This window comes from Wolbachia endosymbiont (group A) of Beris morrisii, from assembly GCF_964028185.1.
Classification (GTDB): domain Bacteria; phylum Pseudomonadota; class Alphaproteobacteria; order Rickettsiales; family Anaplasmataceae; genus Wolbachia.
In genome coordinates this window covers 1,312,730-1,329,963 of the sequence record NZ_OZ034760.1, presented here as the reverse complement: position 1 = coordinate 1,329,963, position 17,234 = coordinate 1,312,730, and the positions used below count along the sequence as shown (strand labels likewise).

Here is a 17,234-nt window from a genome sequence, read left to right as displayed (position 1 = left end):
CGTTTTTTCAAAGAGGTGTAATATGACAAATAGAAGAGAATATACAGCAGAATTTAAATTGGAAGCTGTTAAGCTGGTTAAAGAAACAGGTCAAACAAGTACAAAAATAGCAAAAGATCTAGGTATAGATGGCAGTATGTTAAGTAAATGGGTAAGAAAATATGATGGAAAAATGTCTGGAGCATACGCATTTCCAGGCAAAGGAAAACTAGCTCCTTATGACAAAGAAAGATTTGATCTAAAAAAAGAGTTAGCAAGAGTAAGAAGAGAAAGAGACATTTTAAAAAAAGCCCTGGGATATTTTGCCAAAGAAAAAGAGTAAAATATTCTTTTATAAAAGAGCATAGAAATTGCTATAAAATACAGGAACTATGCAGGGTTTTGTGCTGGTGGTTATTATAAATGGATTGCTAAAGAAAAAAGCAATAAAGAATTAGCAAGGGAAGGACTTCTAGCAGAGATTCAAAAAAAGCATCTAAATGCAGATATGGAGCCCCTAAAATCCATAAAAGCTTTAGGCAAAAATTATAACATCAAAACAGTGCAAAATGTTATGCAGGAAAATGACATTATAGCCAAACTTAGACGAAGATTTAAAACTAAAAAACAACCAAATAATATGGTTATTGCTCCTAATATATTAGATCAAAATTTTATCACTGAGCAACCAAATAAAGTATGGGATTACTTATATAAAAACCAAGGAAGGTTGTTGGCAGCAATAATTCTCACGCATGGTAGTTAATGAGTCATACAATGACAAAACAATTAATTGTGGATTCTTTGCTTATGGCTGTTAACAAACGCAAACCCCCTGAAAATCTACTGTTACATAGCGATCAAGGGTCACAGTATACCTCTCAAAATTACCAATTTCTATTGAATACAAAAAACATCATTTCCAGCATGAGCCATAAGGGCTGTTGTTACGATAATTCTGTTGCAGAAAGCTTCTTCAGTTCACTCAAAAGGGAGCTGCTTATTGATATTTCTCAACATTCTGCTCAACAAACTAGAACTGCCATATTTGAATACATAGAAATCTTTTATAACAAACAACGTAGACATTCTACTATTAACTATTGCATTCCTGCACAATTTGATGCATCATTCTCATGACAAAATCGTCTTAACTTTCTCTCTACTTTTTCTGGGTAAGGTCAGTTAGAAATAGCTGTATGGGAAAAGGTGAAAGATGTACTAAAAAACCCAGAGATGATAAAAAAGGAATACCAACGTAGAGTATTAGAAAATAAAAATGATGAATCATCAGAGAAAAAGTTTGCAAGAAGAGAAAATCAAATAAAAGAAGGTATCGAAAAATTAATGGAAGATTATTATAGTCAAGAAAATGCAGGAGAGAAAGGATATATAAGCGAGGAAGAATTTAAACAGACAATGAAAAAAATGAAGGAAGGCTTACAAGGGATAGAAGAAGAGAAAAAAAAGGTAGTTGATCAGAAGGCAGTAGAAAAAGGAAGAAGTCTTATTATAAATAGTATAAAGAATTTTTATTCTAGTGTAAAATCGAACCTGGAACAGCTAGATTGGCAAACTAAGCGCGGCATTATTAAAGCATTAATAGGACAAATTAACATTGGTCGTGATCAGGTAGAAGTAGGATTTCAGATCGAAGAACCAGAGCAGGATGGGGGAATTCTTAATTTGTATCATTGTACTACATATCATGATAAGGGGGCTGGTGAAGGGTGTCAAGTAAGTTTTTTGTTTCTGTGGGCTACCTGGATGACAGGATTGCTCTTGAATTTGTATAGCTACATTGTCGGTAAATCTAAATTGCTTTAGTTATAGAAATAAATTTCGAGTCAGATGTGTATAAATTCTATATAATTTTTATCCTACTACTAATTTAATAAGATGGATCACATAGATATTATAAAATCAAAATTATTATTATCTGAAATAGTAGGTAAAAAAGTCAGGCTAATAAAAAGAGGAGATAGTTTTGTTGGGCTCTGTCCATTTCATAACGAAAAAACCCCATCTTTTTCGGTAAGTAATACTAAAGGATTGTATTACTGTTTTGGTTGCTTAGCTAGTGGTGACGCATTTGAATTTATTTCACAAACTGAAGGATTAAGCTTTAAAGAAGCATTGGAAAGATTAGCACAAGTTACAGGTGTTGAGTTACCTAAAAACCTTAATGTTACCAAAGAAGACAATAAACTATTTTCAACACTAAGCTTAGCTGCAAATTGGTTTGCACAAAAAAATCAGGGCGTTGTAGATTATTTAAAGCAGCGCAAGATTTTACCTGAAATCATAGATAAATTTAAGATAGGTTATGCACCAAGCTCTGGTTTGAAAGAGTATTTAAACTCTTCAGGTATTGAAGACAAAATTTTAATTGATATTGGATTAGTAAACAAAAATTTTCATGATTATTTTTATGACCGGCTGATATTTCCTATATACAACATTGCAGGAAGAGTTATTGGTTTTGGCGGACGTGCGCTGAGTTCTGAGCAACAGCCGAAATATTTAAATAGCCCAGAGAGTCAGCTCTTCAAGAAGAGGGAGAATTTATACGGATTAAACTTTGCTTTAAGCGAAATACGTAAAAAACAGCACATATTTGTTGTTGAAGGATATATGGACACTATAGCGCTACATCAAGCGGGAATTAGTAATGCAGTTGCTCCACTTGGTACCGCAATTTCTGCAGAACAGATAAAAAATCTATGGAGATTTGCTAAAGAAATCTCCATCTGTATGGATGGCGATAGTGCTGGACGTCATGCTGCTACCCGAGTTGCAGAACTTGCTCTGCCAATATTAGAGCCTGGATACACGTTAAAGTTTGTGACTTTGCCGAGTAATAAAGATCCATACGATATATGTAACGAACTGGAATACAAGAAAGAAGACGTATTGACTGCTCTTGACCATTCAACAAAACTGCATTCTGAATATTTATGGCATCACATAATCGATAGCAATTTGCAAAATTATGAAAAACTTGCTCCGGAAAAATATTCAATTCTTGAGCACAAGTTCATGGAATATGTAAATACTATTAGCAACAGCAGTATTAGAAGGTATTACAGAGATTATTTTTACAATAAGGCTAGTGAACTAAGAAGTAGCTTCAAAAAACAGATTTTTAATAGTAAAGCTAGAGCAACAAAAGGTGAGTATCTTCATAGCAAATCTCCAGAGCTAATTGAAGCAGAGCAAAATCAGGCCGTAATTTTACGTATAGCCGTAGAATTTCCTGAAATCTTGAACCGTCCTATATTTTTTGAGCAATTTTCTCATTTTGAATTTACTAATGAGATGAAAAGATTACAACAGCGTATAATTGATGTAATAAGTAACAAAAGCAAACTTGGTAAAGAGGCTTTGTTACAAGAATTGAAACAGTTTAACGTTATAAAGTATGTATTTGAAAAAACTAGCATACTAAGTAGCCAACTGAACGAGAGAAAATCTGCAGAAATTGTGTGGAATAATATAGTGTTACTAAAAGAATTAAATGCATTACGAAAAGAAAGAACCGAAGCGAGGCTGAGCGGTAATCTTGACTTAGAAGAAAGGTTGATAGAACAAATAAAGCAAATAGAAAGTAGTATACAAGAAATGCAAATGAAGTTTATTGAAAAGTAGACTGCTACAGTTAATTATTTTTAGATTGTTTGTCATTCTGCTGCTTTTTAACGGAATTTATACTGCCTCTTAGCAATAAAAAACTTACTTATAGTAGGAAAATGACATATTCTTGTGTTTGTTCTCACATAAAACTATTTATGGAGTGACAATGGTGCATGTATTATACTTACGTTTCTGATTCGAAAATTTATGCAGTTGTTTCTAACAAGATTGGTCAACAAATTCTATTATTTAAAGGTGAGAAACAAAGCAATCATCCTTTCTAGTATTGCTTTTATTCTACTGTTTTTTATCAGCAGTGCATTTTTAAAAAAAGATCAGGCGGTTCATAGTGATAATGCAACTAGTAGCTTTTCAGTAAAAACTCAAGAATGTGCGCCGCAAAACCGCACTATATATTTAAATTTTTCTGGTACAGTAAATCCCTTACATAGAGCTAGCCTTGTCTCAAAAATAAGTGGTAAGATTATTGCTATTTATTTACCTGATGGTGAAAAGGTAAAAAGAGATGATGTAGTGTTAAAGATAGAAAATTATGACAGGATTGAGCAAGCTCAGAAAGCTAAAGCTTTATTAAAGCAGCGTGAAATTGAGTATGATTCCTCTCACAAACTGAATAAAAAAGGCTATGGAGCACAAATAAAAGTAGAAGCAGCTTTTACTGCGTTACAAAGTGCAAAAGCTGACCTAAAAAGGCTAGAATTGGATTTAGAAAACACTGCAGTCAAATCTCCTATAGATGGTTATATTGATAAAATCAATGCAAATGAAGGGGATTTTGTTAATGTTGGGCAAAAAATAGCTGACGTGGTTGATTTCGATCAAATTCTTGTAGTGTTATATGTTTCGGAAAATGAAGTAAGTAAAATAGAGCTAGGCAGCACAGCTCAAATTAATTTACTGGACGGAAAAGAATTGGCAGGTGAAGTAAGTTTTATTAGTAAAATTGCTGAGCCTAAAACTGGGTCTTATAGGGTAGAGGTAAAGGTAACTAATAATAAAATGATATCCTTGCAGGGACTAACTGCCAACGTAAGACTACCTTCAGGCGAAAGATTTGCATATAAAGTTCCTTCTTCAGCCCTGAGCTTAAGTGACGAGGGTGCTCTTGGAATAAAGATTATTGATGACAATAATTATGTAATATTTGCACCAATAGAAATTGTTGATCATGAGAGCGATGGGGTTTGGATAGTAGCAAATAACGAAGATAAACCCATAAAGTTAATAGTATTGGGCCACCTATTTGTTAAGTCTGGTGATAAGGTTTAAGACATAAGATACCGTCTTTATTGTCAACAAATTATTTAGCTACAAAGAATAAAAAATAATAAAAAGTTTTAATTTAGACTGATATCTTCTATAAATTAGTAACTCTGGATAAGTACTTTCAGTTTGTGTGGGCGTACTTATCCAGAGTTACACTAACTATAGTATTTCCCAAAACAAATGATAAAGGTATAATATGGAATTAATGAAATATGAGGTAAGTAATGGCATACAGTGTGGACTTAAGGGAGAAAGCTATCTCTTTGGTGGAAAGAGGGAAGTCAAAATCTGAAGTAGCAGATCTTCTAGAAATAGGAATTGCAACCTTGTACAGATGGCTGAAAAAGAAAGGAAACGGTGAGAGCCTGGAGGCAGGAAAGAATGGAAGTTTTATTCGAAAAATAGATCCAGAAGTACTCAAAGAATATGTCAAAAAACACCCAGCTAGCAGAAATGAAACAAAATCTAGGATTTGGAATAAATTCAATTTGGTATAGGTTAAAACAGCTAAAAATAACCTTAAAAAAAAGTCACAGAACGTAGTCAAGAAGATAGGCAGCGCTTTACCGATAAAATCTCAAAAATAGACCACTCTAGCATTTTATATATAGATGAAGCAGGAGTTGATAATAGATTATACCGAGAATATGGACGAGCTCCAAAAGGAGAAAAAATATATGCTCTGGAAAAAAGCGAGAGAGAGTAAGTATAATAGGCGGATGAGAAGTTCATTGCACCAATAACTTTCACGGGAGAAAGAAGTATTTAATGCGTGAGATATTACTGCCACAGTTAAAGCGTGATAGTTATGGATAATGCTATATTTCATAAGACTCCTAAAACAAAGTCATTAATAGAGTCTTTTGGCTGTCATTTGTTGTACCTTCCAGCATATTCACCAGATTTGAATCCTTACTTTTACCCACAAATATAAAAAGTGAGTAAGCTAAATAATTTAGGATCAAAATGATAGAAACAAGTACAAGCGTGCAATATACAGATGGCTTAGGGGATAAATGGCATAAGTGTTGAAAGTAACACAAAAAAGACATAAAGAACTATTATTGCAAGAAAAAGGAGGCAATAATGGATCAAATAGAAAGAGTACTAAATTTAATAAAAGATGAGGATTTAGAAAGGCTAGGAAAATTAAGTGAAGTAGATAAATGTAATACTAAATTGTTGGGCAAGATTATATTTAAAGGTCTAATGAAGTTAATATTAATGGGGCAAAAAACAAGCCTAAGAGCGCTAGAAATGGTAATAAACAGGTGTATAATGGATAAGAATAGCGATAAAAGTACAGTAACATACAGTGGTTTGTCAAAAAGGTTAAAAGTTATAAATCCAGAATATTTTAAGGGAGTATATATTGATTTGATGAGCAAGATTAAAAAGCTATTACCCCAAAAAACATCAAATAACTTACATAAGTTTGATTCGACGATCATAAATTTATCGGGATATCTCATAAAAGATGGGCTAAAAATAGGCGGTAAAAGTAACGACAGTCAAGTTAAAGTGAGTGTAGGATTAAAGGATCAATTGCCGACAAGTATAAGATTTTGTAAAGGACAAGAAGAAAGTAGTGAAGATATAGCATTAGTGAGAGCAATTAATGAAGCTAAAGTTGAAAAAGAGGATATTTTATTATTTGATAGAGGAATCAGAAAAGTTGGAACTTTTGCCGAATTTGATGAAAAGGAGTACAAATTTATCACAAGAGTTAAAGTAGGAAGAAAACATGATGTTATAAGCAGGAACAAAGTTATAAGAGAACAAAAATCGGATGGATCAGAGATTTTAGAAGATATAATAGTTAATCTTTATCGTGCACGAGGTAAAGTGGCAATGATCTACGGCTAATAAAAATCAGAAATAAAATTGGAGATGAAATATGGTTTTTGACAAACTTGTTTGAAATGCCAGCTTATGAAGTAACAGAGCTATATAGGCGCAGATGGGATATAGAAGTGTTCTTTAAATTTATAAAGCAAAATCTTGGATATAAGCACTTTTTAAGCCATACTATGAATGGCATGAAGGTGTATATTTACATGATCTGCTTTGTTATTTCTTGTTTATAAAATCAAAAATAATCTACATGGGTTCAAAATAGCATTACTGCAATTCACATTGGATCTAAATGACTCTTTTATACGTTCGATTGTTTTACTGTCGGGAGGTAATTTACATGCCGTTGATCATCTCATATCACGTTATTTTTGATACTTTCAACACTTATGGGGCACTGGGATGACACCTTCCTGCCCAGTTCATGTTAGCTATAAATACTAAGAAATTTACCAAATGAAAAAAAAGGCAAAAGAAGCCCCGTGGTTATTATCCGCTTTAAAATATTGGCGTTTTTTATGTTTTAAACGCTTGACAAGCGAGATTAAGCTGCTTTTAATTGCAACTAACCTACGCTGCAAATGTTTAAGAAATTTACCAAGCAGAAAAAAAGGCAAAGAAACCCCGAGTTAGCTAGTCCTTTACTATCTTTGTCGAGTATTGGCATTTTTTGATGTCTTGTAACGCTTTATAAGCGCGTTCAGCTTATTTAGATAAAAATCTAGATGTAGATGAAGTTTTGTAAAGACATACAGTATCTATATACTGCAAAAAATTGAACATAAGACGCCGATACATTAAGTAATCCTTACCTTTTAATCTGCAGATTGGCGAAAGCAAATACAATAGCTTCAGTTTCATGATAAGGGGGCTGGCGGAGTTTGTCAAGGAAGTTTTTCGTTTCTGCGGGCTACTGAATAACGGCTACAATGTTTGTACAGCTATGTACATAGCGCTGAAACCCAAAAAAAGAACCAAGTAGCCTTGGCTACTTGGATAACAAAAGGTAATGCAAGAAATCTATTGGCTCTCGTATACCTTAGTGAAACTTAACAAGTTTATCTATAGTTTTAGTGATGATTCTTGGAGTATCCGGAGAAACTGCTGAGCTCAGCCTATTTAACCGCTCTATAGCAAATTCGCTGTTCTCATTTGTTATGAAATCACATAAAATATTTTCTATATCCTTAGTAACACTTTCATGCTTCCTCAGAGGATGATTATGTGGATACCTATTGATGGTTCTGATGCTAGAATACTCAACAAAAGCTTGATCCTTAAAAGCAAGTTGTCTCAATTTCTCTTTGAATTTTCCTTCTTCCTCTTTTGCTAAAAGGCGGGACTTTATCAGTGATTTTATAATCAAATTTATAGCTTGATGTATTTCAGAATGCACTATAACTTTAATAGTATTTTCCTCTACTATACAATCATAAATACTTTTTTCGCTCTTTAATGACTCTATAAGCGTTCTGCTATTTTGTGAATTCAATTCCAAATTCTCTTCACTCATAGGAGTTATTATAAAGGTATTCTTATTTACTCTGATGTTAAATTGTGAAAATCCTTCAGAAAAGGAAAATGCTACATCCTTAGATTCAAGTGCGTGATTGCATGCAGAAAAAAGGGTATGTGCTATAACATTGCTGGGCACCTTCATTCCATGTTTACTCAGGTGGTTCAATACATTTTCAACCTCATGATATGTAAAGTCTGTATCTTTTAGCAATTCAACAACTTCTATGCCGTTGTGCTGCTTATACTCTATTCTCACTTCTTCTGTAAAAAGTGTTTTAGCTGCTATATGTTTATCAAGCACTGTGAAAATCTTGATGAAATTCTCTAAATCTTGTTTGTTAACTAATTCGATACTAATTAAGTTTCTGCTAATAATTGAAATATTTTTTGTCATTTTTTCCCACTAAAAAAACTCACTAAATGAATTGTATTTTTAATTCATTAAGAATTGTTTAAAGTGAGCATACTAGCTTTTCACTCGTGCATTACATGACAATGAAAGCGAGATAAAAATTATATAAAATCATCGCGTAGTACAACGCCTTCTTCATATTCGTCATTGCTACTTGTGTAGGTTGTGACATCAATGTGATTGTCATTATTATTTAGCATATCATCCAACTTTCCTTCTTTTTCAAGATCCATCAATTTGTCACACCCCCCAATGTGCTTATCGTTGATAAAAATCTGTGGAACTGTTCTAACGTTATACTTTGATTTTATGTCGTTAAATAGATCTGAGTTTTTGAGCACATCGATTTCTTCATATTTCACACCTTTTTTATCCAGCAACTCTTTTGCTTTTTTGCAGAATGGGCAGTGCTGCTTTACATATATTATAACTTTTCCTTTAGTATTTTTCACAATTTATCTCCGTAGCTTACTAAAATATAGTTATTATATATAAGAAACATGTAAAAACATCAAATTGTATGAAAATTATTTATAATTGTGAGCAAGGGATAGAAAATAATATAGCACTGACCTTCGGAAATTTCGATGGCATTCATTTAGGACATGAATTTGCAATTTCCACTCTAAAGAAGGTAGCACAAGAAAGAGGATTACCCTCCGCAGTTTTAACTTTTGAGCCTCACCCATCAACTGTTTTATTTGGTAGAAACAATTTTAGGTTAATAGACCAAGAACAAAAAAAGGAACTGATCAGCAGCTATGGTATAGATTACTTGTATATTATTAATTTTAATAGAGGTTTTTCTGAGGTTAGCTGCGATGACTTTATCAGTAAGATTTTAATAGATAAATATGGCGCTAAACACATAATTGTCGGAGAAAATTGCACTTTTGGTCATAAACGATTGGGTGATATATTAACTCTAGAGAAATATTCTGAAACATATGGATACTCTTTGACTAAATTAGAGCCATTAATAATTGACGGCAAAATTTGCTCTTCTTCTTCAATAAGGGAGTATGTACAGAGGGGCGAAACAGAAATTGCTAATAAATTGCTCGGCAGACCTTATCAAGTTTCTGGTGTTGTGACAAAAGGTGCATGTAGAGGTAGAGAAATAGGATTTCCAACCATAAATATTCCTATAGAAGATTGCATGATAAAACCAAAATTTGGTACATATTACGCTAAAGTGATGTTTTCTGATAATAACCCAAATTGGTTATATGGAGTAGTCAATATTGGTATGAGACCTACATTTAAGGATCTGAAAAAGCCCATAATAGAAATGCACATATTCGATTTTGATGAAGACGTATATAATCATAAAGTCAACATACAACTTTTAAAATTCATAAGGTCAGAAAAAAAATTCCATAGTATTGAGGAGTTAACAAAACAGATAAATTATGATATACTTAAAGTTTGTAGGTTAAAGGCAAATTTATGAAAAAGTTATGCTTAATTGTTATATTAATTATAGTATTGATTGACCAAACGAGCAAATCGTACATAAACTCATTGATTGATGAAGGAGAATCAATTGAGATCACTAGCTTTATAAAGCTAGTTGAAGTTTGGAATTCAGGTATTAGTTTTGGAATGTGTAGCGCTTTACCACATGGCGGTTTCTTTTTTTCAGCAGTTTCAATACTAATAATTGGTATACTTGCATACTTGATATACAAGTCTGATGATCAGTCAACTTACCTTGGTTTTTCTCTGATGATTGGTGGAGCAATCGGAAACGTAGTTGACAGGATCTACTGGGGAGCTGTATATGATTTCATATATTTTCATATTGATGATTGGTATTGGCCAGCCTTTAATTTAGCAGATTTATCTATAGTTTGTGGAATGTTTACATTGCTATATAAGTGGTATATATACGATATGCTTATTTCTAAACAAAATGAGGAATAAAATAATTATGTTTACATAATGTTGACATCGCTATATAAGTGGTATACATATGATATGTTTATTTTCAAACAACAATGAGGAATAAAATAATTGTTTTTATATTAGGTCGAAATAATGCTTCATAAGCTTTTTAGTTTTCTTATACTACCTGCACTTTTTTTTACTTATCCAATTTCTTTGAAGGCTTTAAGCATAGAGCACGACATAAAACATGCTAAACTCAGTAACGGACTAGATGTCTATGTTGTTCCTAATCATCGGATTCCAGCGGTTTTACATGCAGTGATATATAAAGTTGGGGGAATGGATGATCCAATCGGCAAAGCAGGATTGGCTCACTACTTTGAACATTTAATGTTTGAAACTACAGGGAAGTTCACAGATATAGAAGCCACTATGAGTAGCATTGGGGCTCAATTTAACGCATTTACCACTAAAGAATATACTTGTTATTTTGAGTTGGTCCCAAAAAAAGATTTACCACTTACAATGGAAGTTGAAGCAGATAGAATGGGCAGCTTTAATGTTACTCAAGACAAAATAGATAGAGAAAAAAACATTGTACTGGAAGAAAGAAAAATGATATTTGATAATCATCCTAACAACTTGTTATGGGAAGAAATGAATAGTGCATTTTACCGTACTGGCTATGGTAGATCTGTTATCGGCTGGGAGAGCGATATCAAAACTTACAATCAAGATGACATAACGAGGTTTCATGATAACTATTATCACCCCGGCAATGCAATATTACTGATTGTTGGTGATGTGGAATTTGATGAAGTAGTGAAGCTAGCAGAAGAAAAATATGGTGACATTAAGTCTAAGGCAGTAATTAGGCATTACCCAAATCAAGATCCAGTGCATAATGCAGGTTTATCGGTGATTTTAGAGAGCACTGAAGTAAAAGAACCAGTTTTATATTTTCGTTATCGTGTTCCCTTATTTGAGCACATAAATGAAGCCTCTGCTGCTCATTTAGCGATTGACATTTTAGGTGGCGGCAAATCCAGCAAACTGTATAAAGATTTGGTTTTAGATAAAGATGTGGCAGTATCAGTATCTGCTTATTACAATAGTTTAACTTTTAGTGATGGCTACATTGATATTGAAATAATTCCAAAAAGCGGAGTTAATTTAGATATTGTTGAAAGAGAGTTAGATAATGCTATTAATAACTTCATGTCTAAAGGAATAACGGATGAGGAGTTGCAAAGCTCGAAATATAGATACAAAGTAGCACAATTTGATAATCTATCTGACTTAACTCATATAGCAATGTTTTATGTGCCACGCCTCGCACTTGGTATTCCACTTGATGAAATAGATATTTCATATAGCAAAATCAATGATGTTAATTTAGAGGATGTAAATAACAAAATTCGTACTATCTTTTCTGCTAATAAGTTAATTGGCCGTTTATTACCAAAAGGAGATGATAATGAGAATAAGTAAATTTGTACTTCTATTTTTTTTCTGCCTAAGCTTTAATTTACAAGCAAGTGGTAACTTAAATATAGAAGAGGTTACTACCCGTAAAGGGTTTAAGTTTCTATTCGTTGAAAGCCACGATTTACCAAAAGTTTCACTTAATATATCGTTTAAAGATGCAGGTTATGCACATGAAAATGCAGAAAAACAGGGACTTACTTGGTTTACTTCTCTTGTAATTCAAGAAGGGGCAGGAAAAAATGATGCCAAAGGTTTTGTGAAAAAGCTTGAAGATAAAGGGATTAGTCTACGTTTTAGTGCTGGTTTAGAAATGTTTGGAGTTTCGTTGAACACTCTGTCTGAGAATTTAGAAGAAGGTGTTTCACTACTTAGCGACGCTATAACGCGTCCTAAAGTTGACTCTGAAGGGTTGAATAGAGTTTTCGAGAAAGCCAAAGTTGATTTTAATAATCTTGAAAAAAATCCTTTTTTTGTTGCTAAAAAAGAATTGGGAACGTTGTTATTTAAAAAGCACCCTTACTCAAAAAGTGAATATGGAACTCTTGATACTATAACAAATATTACTAGAGACGATGTTTTAACATACATAAAGCGCAATTTTGCTAAAGATAACATAGTTATCAGTGTTGTTGGTTGCATAAAAAAAGAAGAAACTATTACATTATTAGATAAATATTTATCTAAATTACCATCAAAAAGATCGAAAGTTAGAAAAATACCTGTAAAAAATAATTTTGGTTCTGCAGAAAGTAAAAATATTTTTATGGATATACCACAGAGTGTGATACTTTTTGCTCAAAAAGGTATAGCTTATGAAGATCCTAATTATTATAACGCTAGTGTCTTGATTAATGCACTTGGTGGCATGGGATTGAATTCAATATTAATGAAAGAACTGAGGCAGAACTTAGGTATTACTTATGGTGTTAATGCACGTATTCTTACCAATAAACATGGGAACGTTATAGCTGGAAGTATTAATACTGATAGTTCTACTGCCAGTCAATCAATATCAGCAATAAAAGATACGCTGAGCAAGGTTCGAAAAGAAGGAATTGACGAACAATTGTTCAAGGATGCAAAAATTGGCTTGGTAAATAATCTTGTCCTTCTCCTGTCCAATAACACAAATACAGCAATGCTGCTCGATAATATGCAGATAAATGATCGTGATGTTAACCTTATAAATAATTATGCGAATATCATTAATGATGTTAAATTAGAGGAAGTAAACGAACTGGCAAGTTCTTTACTGGAACCCGAAAATTTATTTTTTGTTGAAGTTGGAAAAAACACTCAAAGTCAATAATGAATACTTTCTGCTATTGATCTTACTGCTTCTACATAACACTTATGCTCCTCAGCTAGAATGCGTTCTGAAAGGCTTTGAATATCATCAGCTGGTAACACTGGCACAGCAGCTTGAGCAATTATGGCTCCAGCATCAACTTCAGGAGTGACATAATGTACAGTACAACCTGTAATTTTTACACCTGCTTTTAGAGCTTGCTCTTGAGCGTTTAGACCTTTAAAAGACGGAAGTAAAGAGGGATGAATATTTATAACCTTGTTATGCCATTTACTCAGAAAATCAGCTTTGAGAATTCTCATAAACCCTGCAAGGCAAATTAAATCAACCTTATGTTGAACAAGTATTTTGTGAATTTTATCAGCATCAAGTGGTTTATTATTAACAACAAACGCTGGGATTCCTGCTTGCTCTGCTGTTTTCAGACCAGCAGCTTCGCTATTATTTGTGATAACACATGCAACTTCTGCGGGAAAATTCTGATCTTGACATGCTTCTATCAAGGCCTGCATATTTGATCCCCTGCCTGAAATTAGTATTCCGAGTTTTATCTTTTTCATTGTAGCACAGTTAATTTAAAATTTAGTTAATACTAACAAAACAGCTCAAAAGGAAAACTTATTTTATAGCAAAGAAGGCAGACTAAACTCTTTATATAAGTGGACCTCTAATTTTGGACCTCACTGGACAACACAAAAATAACGAATAGCCCCATGTACCCAGCTAAAACTAGCTTTAATGCTTAGATATTGTGCTATTTTTGTATAATATACCACTATAAGTATATATTTTTGTAATCGCGTTATTATTTATTTAACAAAGTATTAGTATAATTTATTACACTGGATTAAATGGAGAAAGTTCAATGAGTAAATTACCGAACAATGCAAAAATAGGTAAATCTCAGGTTACTCAGTGGGAGGTAATAAAAAATTGTGAATATGCTGATAATTGCTTGTCAAAAATAGTAACTTTGTACGTTATTAGAATAACTCAGCTATCAGATTTTTATACGAGTGACGAACCTGAAATTAACACTGTTTTAGCAAGAATAAGCGTGACAAGTGAAAATGTATTTTTAAACAAGGCTACTACTATTGAAGTTATGGAAGGTATTTTTCCGTATAAATTTAACAGCAAGAAGAGAAATAACATATTAAGGTTAGAAGATTTATATAATTATTTATGTTCTATTGTTAATAATAGCCTCCCAAAAGAAATGCTTGAAAGTCTTGTAAGGGAATATAAGGATGCTGTTAACTTATTTAAAGCAATTACTTAACTGAACGTAGTATTTTTAAGATTCTACTTTCTATTTCAGAAATGCCACTTTCAAGATCTTTATCTATCAAACACATGGTAGACAAATACGTTTTTTGCTTGCTTTCAACATTGATAGTTAAAGTTCCGGGAGTGATTGTAACTGAACTAGCAAATAATGCAATGCTTTCATCATTATGCCCTTTGCATTTTCTTAGGATAATGATCGGTTCAAGCTTAGATTTGAGTTGTAGCACCTTTTTTGTTACATAAACACTTGATAAAATGATTTGGTAAATTAACCATGGTATATAACTCACGAGCTTATAAAACGACAGTCTACTCGTACCATTTAAAATCTGACTCAGAGCGCTTTCAGCGTTTATCAACCGTCTAAAGATAAACAATGTGAATATAGAGGAAAACACTCCACAAAAAATAAAGAACGGCTCAAAATAACCAGACAGTATAATCCATAGAACAAATAAAGTTATAAACGACAGAGAAAAAAATTTGATTTCCTTCCTAAAGTTGAGGTTTTTCATAGTCTGTAATATAACTTAAATGACTCTTTAAGGAAAGATAATAACGAATATTTAGGTTCTTGACTTCTATGTTAAAAGATATAACAACTAAGTTATGCATTTTAAGTGAGGAAGTTATGAAATATGACGAATTTATGGGAATATTAAAAGAAATAGATAGCCTTTTAGATTTGAGCAAGGACAATATAGTTAAAAAAATAAAAGCTGAGTTACAAAAAAAAGATTCAGGTTTATGTCAAGAGTGGGAAAAGAGTAACCCTGACAACGATAGTAGACCTAACATAGATCACAAATTCACTATATCTCGTGATCAAAATTATGGGGAAGTCACATTGTTGCATCTTGCTTCTTATGGGAACTGTGCAAAGGTAGCAAAAGCTCTGATTGAAAACGGGGCAGATGTTAATACAGAATATGATAATAAAATTACTTCTTTACATATTGCTGTTCACTATGGCCACAAAGATATAGTAGACATTCTAATCGCAGAAGGAGCAAAGGTTAATGCAGAAGATGATAAAGGATGTACTCCTTTACATATTGCTGCTACACATGGCTACGAAAAGATAGTACAAGCTCTATCAAAAGCAAAAGGAATCAACGTTGATGCAAAAAATAGTAATGGATGGGCTCCTTTACATATTGCTGCTACAAATGGCTACGAAGGTGTAGTAAAAATTCTAATCGCAGAAGAAGCAAATGTTGATGTACAAGGTAGTAGTGAGTATACTCCTTTGCATTTTGCTGCTAAAAATGGCCACGAAGATGTAGTAAAAACTCTAATTGCAAACAAAGCAAATGTTAATGCAGAAGATGATAAAGGATGGGCCCCTTTACATATTGCTGCTGAAAAGGGCCACGAAAAGATAGTACAAGCTCTATTAAAAGCAGAAAGAATCAACGTTGATGAAAAAAATAGTGATGGATGGGCTCCTTTACATATTGCTGCTACAAATGGCTACGAAGGTGTAGTAAAAATTCTAATCGCAGAAGAAGCAAATGTTGATGTACAAGGTAGTGGTGGGTGTACTCCTTTGCATTTTGCTGCTGAAAAGGGCCACGAAGATGTAGTAAAAATTCTAATCGCAGAAGAAGCAAATGTTGATGTACAAGGTAGTGGTGGGTGTACTCCTTTACATTTTGCTGCCAAAAAGGACTGCAAAGATGTAGTAGAAACTCTAATTGCAAAAGGAGCAAAGGTTAATGCAGAAGATAATTATGAACGTACTCCTTTGCATTTTGCTGCTTACTATGGCCATACAAATGTAGTAAGCATTCTAATCGCAGAAGGAGCAGAGGTTAATGCAAAAAGTAATGATGGATATACTTCTTTGCATGTTGCTGCTGAAAAGGGCCACGAAGATGTAGTAGAAACTCTAATTGCAAAAGGAGCAAAGGTTAATGCAGAAGATAATGATAGATGTACTCCTTTACATCATGCTGCTGAAAAGGGCCACGAAGATGTAGTAAACATTCTAATCGCAAAAAGAGCAGAGGTTAATGCAAACAATGGTGATAGACGTACTCCTTTACATCTTGCTGCTAAAAATGGCAAGATAAAAGTGGTGGAAGCTCTGCTAGAAGCTGGAGCAGACTCTTCATTAAAAGATGTTGATGAAAAAACGCCAAGAGACCTTACTAAAGATCAAGGTATAATTCAGCTTGTAGAGGAAGCGGAAAAAAAACAAACGTTAAAAAATGAGAATAAAAAAACGCCAAAGGATCTTACTGAAAATAAAGATGCAATACAGCTCCCAGAGAAAAAGGAAGAAAAACAGGTTGGAAAAAATGCAATTGTAAAAGGTGTTATTGTGTGTTTTGTAACTGCGGTGATAGTTGGTGCTACACTTGCACTTACTACCGCCCTATCTGTGCTAGCAATAATTGGGCTAGTTGCAGGATCTGCGCTCATAGTTGGTGCTGGTCAATATATAATGTCAAAGCCTAAAACTGAAATGAAAGGAGTAAAGCAGGAACTTGTACCTGGAAAGGCAAAAAAAGCACTTACTTGATTTTTGTTATCCTGTTGCTATCAGACTAGCCTGGCACCTTATATTTA

At 33.2% G+C, this 17,234-nt stretch carries 20 protein-coding genes; 16 read left to right on the top strand and 4 right to left on the bottom strand.

Annotation, left to right across the window (positions count from 1 at the left end; translation table 11 throughout):
- The first annotated feature begins 22 nt into the window (after positions 1 to 22).
- The 10 genes from ABWU69_RS07015 (at position 23) to ABWU69_RS06970 (ending at position 6,986) form a co-directional block, all read left to right on the top strand.
- Positions 23 to 322 (top strand): transposase, encoded by a 300-nt coding sequence (locus ABWU69_RS07015; RefSeq protein WP_265026139.1) that lies wholly within the window; start codon positions 23 to 25, stop codon positions 320 to 322.
- Between the two features lie 165 nt (positions 323 to 487).
- Positions 488 to 745, top strand: a complete 258-nt coding sequence (locus tag ABWU69_RS07010) for a transposase (protein ID WP_265026336.1) — start codon at positions 488 to 490, stop codon at positions 743 to 745.
- Positions 745 to 1,119 carry an IS3 family transposase gene (locus ABWU69_RS07005; RefSeq protein ID WP_353285022.1) on the top strand — a complete coding sequence of 125 codons (375 nt, stop codon included), beginning with the start codon at positions 745 to 747 and terminating at the stop codon, positions 1,117 to 1,119. The genes ABWU69_RS07010 and ABWU69_RS07005 overlap by 1 nt, the downstream gene beginning before the upstream one ends.
- 69 nt (positions 1,120 to 1,188) lie before the next feature.
- Positions 1,189 to 1,806 carry a hypothetical protein gene (locus ABWU69_RS07000; protein WP_353285123.1) on the top strand — a complete coding sequence of 206 codons (618 nt, stop codon included), beginning with the start codon at positions 1,189 to 1,191 and terminating at the stop codon, positions 1,804 to 1,806.
- Positions 1,807 to 1,878: 72 nt separating this feature from the next.
- Positions 1,879 to 3,627: a DNA primase gene (gene dnaG, locus ABWU69_RS06995; protein WP_265034867.1), complete on the top strand. Its 1,749-nt coding sequence runs from the start codon at positions 1,879 to 1,881 to the stop codon at positions 3,625 to 3,627.
- A gap of 192 nt (positions 3,628 to 3,819) precedes the next feature.
- Positions 3,820 to 4,902: an efflux RND transporter periplasmic adaptor subunit gene (locus ABWU69_RS06990; protein WP_265034866.1), complete on the top strand. Its 1,083-nt coding sequence runs from the start codon at positions 3,820 to 3,822 to the stop codon at positions 4,900 to 4,902.
- Positions 4,903 to 5,123: 221 nt separating this feature from the next.
- Positions 5,124 to 5,396 carry a transposase gene (locus tag ABWU69_RS06985; protein ID WP_265025750.1) on the top strand — a complete coding sequence of 91 codons (273 nt, stop codon included), beginning with the start codon at positions 5,124 to 5,126 and terminating at the stop codon, positions 5,394 to 5,396.
- A gap of 311 nt (positions 5,397 to 5,707) precedes the next feature.
- Positions 5,708 to 5,833 carry a transposase gene (locus ABWU69_RS06980; protein ID WP_265034865.1) on the top strand — a complete coding sequence of 42 codons (126 nt, stop codon included), beginning with the start codon at positions 5,708 to 5,710 and terminating at the stop codon, positions 5,831 to 5,833.
- A gap of 152 nt (positions 5,834 to 5,985) precedes the next feature.
- On the top strand, positions 5,986 to 6,765 hold the full coding sequence (locus ABWU69_RS06975) for a hypothetical protein (RefSeq protein WP_265034540.1): 780 nt from the start codon (positions 5,986 to 5,988) through the stop codon (positions 6,763 to 6,765).
- Between the two features lie 56 nt (positions 6,766 to 6,821).
- Entirely contained in the window at positions 6,822 to 6,986 is a 165-nt protein-coding gene (locus tag ABWU69_RS06970; RefSeq protein WP_353285420.1) for a transposase, read from the top strand.
- Positions 6,987 to 7,792: 806 nt separating this feature from the next.
- Here ABWU69_RS06970 and ABWU69_RS06965 read toward each other — a convergent pair.
- Together ABWU69_RS06965 and grxC are read right to left on the bottom strand one after the other, a co-directional pair.
- Positions 7,793 to 8,665 (bottom strand): hypothetical protein, encoded by an 873-nt coding sequence (locus ABWU69_RS06965; protein WP_265034674.1) that lies wholly within the window; start codon positions 8,663 to 8,665, stop codon positions 7,793 to 7,795.
- A gap of 119 nt (positions 8,666 to 8,784) precedes the next feature.
- Positions 8,785 to 9,135 (bottom strand): glutaredoxin 3, encoded by a 351-nt coding sequence (grxC, locus tag ABWU69_RS06960; RefSeq protein ID WP_265026213.1) that lies wholly within the window; start codon positions 9,133 to 9,135, stop codon positions 8,785 to 8,787.
- A gap of 68 nt (positions 9,136 to 9,203) precedes the next feature.
- Between grxC and ribF the strand changes: the two genes are divergently transcribed.
- The 4 genes from ribF (at position 9,204) to ABWU69_RS06940 (ending at position 13,370) form a co-directional block, all read left to right on the top strand.
- Positions 9,204 to 10,136 (top strand): riboflavin biosynthesis protein RibF, encoded by a 933-nt coding sequence (gene ribF, locus ABWU69_RS06955; RefSeq protein ID WP_353285122.1) that lies wholly within the window; start codon positions 9,204 to 9,206, stop codon positions 10,134 to 10,136.
- Positions 10,133 to 10,609, top strand: coding sequence for a signal peptidase II (gene lspA / locus ABWU69_RS06950; protein WP_265034677.1), 477 nt, complete (start codon positions 10,133 to 10,135; stop codon positions 10,607 to 10,609). The genes ribF and lspA overlap by 4 nt, the downstream gene beginning before the upstream one ends.
- Positions 10,610 to 10,723: 114 nt before the next feature.
- Positions 10,724 to 12,064 carry a M16 family metallopeptidase gene (locus ABWU69_RS06945; RefSeq protein WP_353285121.1) on the top strand — a complete coding sequence of 447 codons (1,341 nt, stop codon included), beginning with the start codon at positions 10,724 to 10,726 and terminating at the stop codon, positions 12,062 to 12,064.
- A complete protein-coding gene (locus ABWU69_RS06940; protein ID WP_353285120.1) occupies positions 12,051 to 13,370 on the top strand; it encodes a M16 family metallopeptidase in 1,320 nt (439 codons plus the stop codon). Before ABWU69_RS06945 ends, ABWU69_RS06940 begins: the two co-directional genes overlap by 14 nt.
- Here ABWU69_RS06940 and purN read toward each other — a convergent pair.
- Positions 13,364 to 13,930, bottom strand: coding sequence for a phosphoribosylglycinamide formyltransferase (gene purN / locus ABWU69_RS06935; protein ID WP_265026218.1), 567 nt, complete (start codon positions 13,928 to 13,930; stop codon positions 13,364 to 13,366). The two genes, ABWU69_RS06940 and purN, sit on opposite strands and share 7 nt — an antisense overlap.
- A gap of 305 nt (positions 13,931 to 14,235) precedes the next feature.
- Between purN and ABWU69_RS06930 the strand changes: the two genes are divergently transcribed.
- Positions 14,236 to 14,652 (top strand): hypothetical protein, encoded by a 417-nt coding sequence (locus ABWU69_RS06930; RefSeq protein ID WP_006279382.1) that lies wholly within the window; start codon positions 14,236 to 14,238, stop codon positions 14,650 to 14,652.
- Here ABWU69_RS06930 and ABWU69_RS06925 read toward each other — a convergent pair.
- Positions 14,645 to 15,175 carry a Na+/H+ antiporter subunit E gene (locus tag ABWU69_RS06925; RefSeq protein WP_353285119.1) on the bottom strand — a complete coding sequence of 177 codons (531 nt, stop codon included), beginning with the start codon at positions 15,173 to 15,175 and terminating at the stop codon, positions 14,645 to 14,647. The genes ABWU69_RS06930 and ABWU69_RS06925 overlap by 8 nt on opposite strands.
- A 68-nt stretch (positions 15,176 to 15,243) precedes the next feature.
- Between ABWU69_RS06925 and ABWU69_RS06920 the strand changes: the two genes are divergently transcribed.
- Positions 15,244 to 17,187 carry an ankyrin repeat domain-containing protein gene (locus ABWU69_RS06920; RefSeq protein WP_353285118.1) on the top strand — a complete coding sequence of 648 codons (1,944 nt, stop codon included), beginning with the start codon at positions 15,244 to 15,246 and terminating at the stop codon, positions 17,185 to 17,187.
- Positions 17,188 to 17,234 lie beyond the last annotated feature (47 nt).

Bases quoted from the DNA above. Each gene is read 5' to 3' on its own strand.
- ABWU69_RS07015 (WP_265026139.1), top strand. From the start codon at position 23: ATGACAAATAGAAGAGAATATACAGCAGAATTTAAATTGGAAGCTGTT.
- ABWU69_RS07010 (WP_265026336.1), top strand. From the start codon at position 488: ATGGAGCCCCTAAAATCCATAAAAGCTTTAGGCAAAAATTATAACATC.
- ABWU69_RS07005 (WP_353285022.1), top strand. From the start codon at position 745: ATGAGTCATACAATGACAAAACAATTAATTGTGGATTCTTTGCTTATG.
- dnaG (WP_265034867.1), top strand. From the start codon at position 1,879: ATGGATCACATAGATATTATAAAATCAAAATTATTATTATCTGAAATA.
- ABWU69_RS06990 (WP_265034866.1), top strand. From the start codon at position 3,820: ATGCAGTTGTTTCTAACAAGATTGGTCAACAAATTCTATTATTTAAAG.
- ABWU69_RS06985 (WP_265025750.1), top strand. From the start codon at position 5,124: ATGGCATACAGTGTGGACTTAAGGGAGAAAGCTATCTCTTTGGTGGAA.
- ABWU69_RS06980 (WP_265034865.1), top strand. From the start codon at position 5,708: ATGGATAATGCTATATTTCATAAGACTCCTAAAACAAAGTCATTAATA.
- ABWU69_RS06975 (WP_265034540.1), top strand. From the start codon at position 5,986: ATGGATCAAATAGAAAGAGTACTAAATTTAATAAAAGATGAGGATTTA.
- ABWU69_RS06970 (WP_353285420.1), top strand. From the start codon at position 6,822: ATGCCAGCTTATGAAGTAACAGAGCTATATAGGCGCAGATGGGATATA.
- ABWU69_RS06965 (WP_265034674.1), bottom strand. From the start codon at position 8,665: ATGACAAAAAATATTTCAATTATTAGCAGAAACTTAATTAGTATCGAA.
- ribF (WP_353285122.1), top strand. From the start codon at position 9,204: ATGAAAATTATTTATAATTGTGAGCAAGGGATAGAAAATAATATAGCA.
- lspA (WP_265034677.1), top strand. From the start codon at position 10,133: ATGAAAAAGTTATGCTTAATTGTTATATTAATTATAGTATTGATTGAC.
- ABWU69_RS06945 (WP_353285121.1), top strand. From the start codon at position 10,724: ATGCTTCATAAGCTTTTTAGTTTTCTTATACTACCTGCACTTTTTTTT.
- ABWU69_RS06940 (WP_353285120.1), top strand. From the start codon at position 12,051: ATGAGAATAAGTAAATTTGTACTTCTATTTTTTTTCTGCCTAAGCTTT.
- purN (WP_265026218.1), bottom strand. From the start codon at position 13,930: ATGAAAAAGATAAAACTCGGAATACTAATTTCAGGCAGGGGATCAAAT.
- ABWU69_RS06930 (WP_006279382.1), top strand. From the start codon at position 14,236: ATGAGTAAATTACCGAACAATGCAAAAATAGGTAAATCTCAGGTTACT.
- ABWU69_RS06925 (WP_353285119.1), bottom strand. From the start codon at position 15,175: ATGAAAAACCTCAACTTTAGGAAGGAAATCAAATTTTTTTCTCTGTCG.
- ABWU69_RS06920 (WP_353285118.1), top strand. From the start codon at position 15,244: ATGTTAAAAGATATAACAACTAAGTTATGCATTTTAAGTGAGGAAGTT.